The organism is Paraclostridium sp., from assembly GCF_051657365.1.
Lineage (GTDB): Bacteria > Bacillota > Clostridia > Peptostreptococcales > Peptostreptococcaceae > Paraclostridium.
Window position 1 is genome coordinate 1 of sequence record NZ_JBOFKN010000126.1, and the last position, 2,267, is coordinate 2,267.

The window sequence follows — 2,267 nt, forward strand, 5'->3', positions numbered from 1 at the left end:
CAACACCAAAATGATAAACACCCTCTTCAATAAGTTTTAATCTTACATATCCACCTCTCATGTGAGAAAAATATAATGGAATTGGAATCTTTAAACTATTTGTTATATTATCCATTATTTTTTTATATCTCTGTGAATACGTTATTGGCATAACACATAAAAGATAATCTATTTTTAAAACTTTTAAAAGTTTTTTGTAATCTATATTTTCGATCACAGTTCCATACTTACCTTTTTTCTTTAAATGAATTACTTCTTTATCTGTTAATTCTTTTAAAGCTTTTTGAATTGTTCCTAAAGATAGTTCTAAGTTTTCAGAGTAATTTATAATTGTGTCTAAATTTTCATCTATCTCTCTACCTAAAATATCTTTTGATAATCCTCCTATAGCTTTTTGTAATTTTCCAGTTTTACTGTTCATATCTACCTCTTTTCTAATTTTCATTTTTTTGAAAATAAGATTTATGTACTTATTATAACCTATTTTTTTATAATGTCAACAGTTTTAATTTTTTTAAAACAAAAAAAAATACACCAATAAAATATCTGTGTATTTTTTATTATTATCTCTTAATTAATATTTGCTTAATTCATATATTATTTTTTCCTTATAGTCTTTCGGTAATTCCAAAGGTTCTATTCTATCCTTTCCAACTAATTCTAAACTATCGTTTATCTCCTCTACCTGTTTTAAAACCGCTCTAGAAACAACAAAAATAAATTTTGAAATTTTCTTTTTTTGATAAAACTCTCTCATAGCTTCTATATATTTTTTCTTGCTTCTTGAGTTACTTCTAAGTATTAAGTAAAATGGAACATCACTATATAAGAAAGATAAATTTAAAATTACTCTAGATAATCTACCATTACAATCACCAAAAGGATGTATCCTAATAAACTTAGCAACAAATAACATTGTTTCTAAATATATATTATTTCCACTTTTTATTTTAAATAAAAAATCTTTTATCGATTTCTCCACTGCTTCTGATATTAAAGATGGTTCTAAAAATATTGTTTCCATATCTATAAAAGCTATATCAGTTCTATAATTTCCTGGTAATCCATTATTGTTATTGTCCAACTCTCTGCTTAATATACTATGAAATTTTTTAAAATTTTCTGAATTAAATATACTATTATAATCTAACAATTTATCTCTATTTTTTCTAAAGATAATGTCTATTGTTAAAATTAAAGTTAAATGATTTAAGGTAGTTATAAACTCTTTTTTATTATTAAAATCTGTTATATCCAAATTTTCTATTAGCATCTTTATATCCTCTATTATAAGATCATATTCTTTTTTACAAGATAACTTGTTACTTTCAAACTTTATAATGGATAATTCAAATATTTCAGAAAATAATCTCTTTGTTCCTATTAAATCTAAACCTTCATTTTCTATAGTATTACTTTCAAAAACCATTCTTATCATAGTTTCTGTTCTATAACCTTCAAAAAAAGAGTTTAAATCATCTCTCTTTTTAATTGCTTCAATATATTCTAGCATCAATATAAACTCTTCTTTATAATTTTTCCACCAAGACATATATCACTTCCTTATTAATTTTTATATTTTTCCACTATACTCTCTCCTGCTCTTTTTCCAAAAACAATTATCTCAGTTATTGCATTACCACCTAATCTATTTGTACCATGAAGACCTCCAACAATCTCACCTGCTGCAAATAGTCCTTCAATAACCTCTCCACTTTTATTAAAAACTTGATTTTCTTTATTAATTCGAACTCCACCCATTGTATGGTGAACTGCTGGAGCAACTTTTTGAATATAATAAGGTTCTTTTGAAATCGAAACTAAATTTCCTCTTCTGTTGAAATCTAAATCTTTTTTATTTTTAACAAAATCATTATATCTTTTAATTGTACTTAAAAGCTTTTCTTCATCAACACCCATAAATTTAGCAGCATCTTCTAAAGTTTCTGAAACAACAATTAAATTGGAATTTTTCAATCTCTCAACTTCCTCTTTATTTTTGCTAACATAGTTAGTTATCTTTTCAATCTCTTGTCCCCAAACTAAATAGCCTACTCCATTTTCCTGTTTCAATATAGCTTCTGACACAGTATCTCTTCTTTCAAGCTCCTCTACAAATCTCTCTCCACATTTATTAACTAGTATAGCTCCATCAAATCGACTTCCTCCAACATGAGAAAGTTCTCCTGTTTCAGGATTAGAAATAGGAAAAGTTTGAATATACTCCATTTGAATAAAATCTGCTCCAACCTTTTCACACATTAAGT

3 protein-coding genes are annotated in these 2,267 nt (G+C 25.4%); all 3 read right to left on the reverse strand.

Translation table 11 applies throughout. The features are described 5' to 3' along the window. Positions 1 to 421: helix-turn-helix domain-containing protein (locus ACRCYC_RS08800; protein WP_438517346.1), on the reverse strand; the 421-nt coding region annotated here is incomplete at its 3' end. Positions 422 to 574: 153 nt separating this feature from the next. Then, complete coding sequence (locus ACRCYC_RS08805; protein WP_438508122.1) at positions 575 to 1,552, reverse strand: Fic family protein; 978 nt, start codon at positions 1,550 to 1,552, stop codon at positions 575 to 577. Between the two features lie 14 nt (positions 1,553 to 1,566). Next, positions 1,567 to 2,267 (reverse strand): FAD-binding protein (locus ACRCYC_RS08810; protein WP_438618743.1); only part of this gene is annotated, 701 nt, incomplete at its 5' end.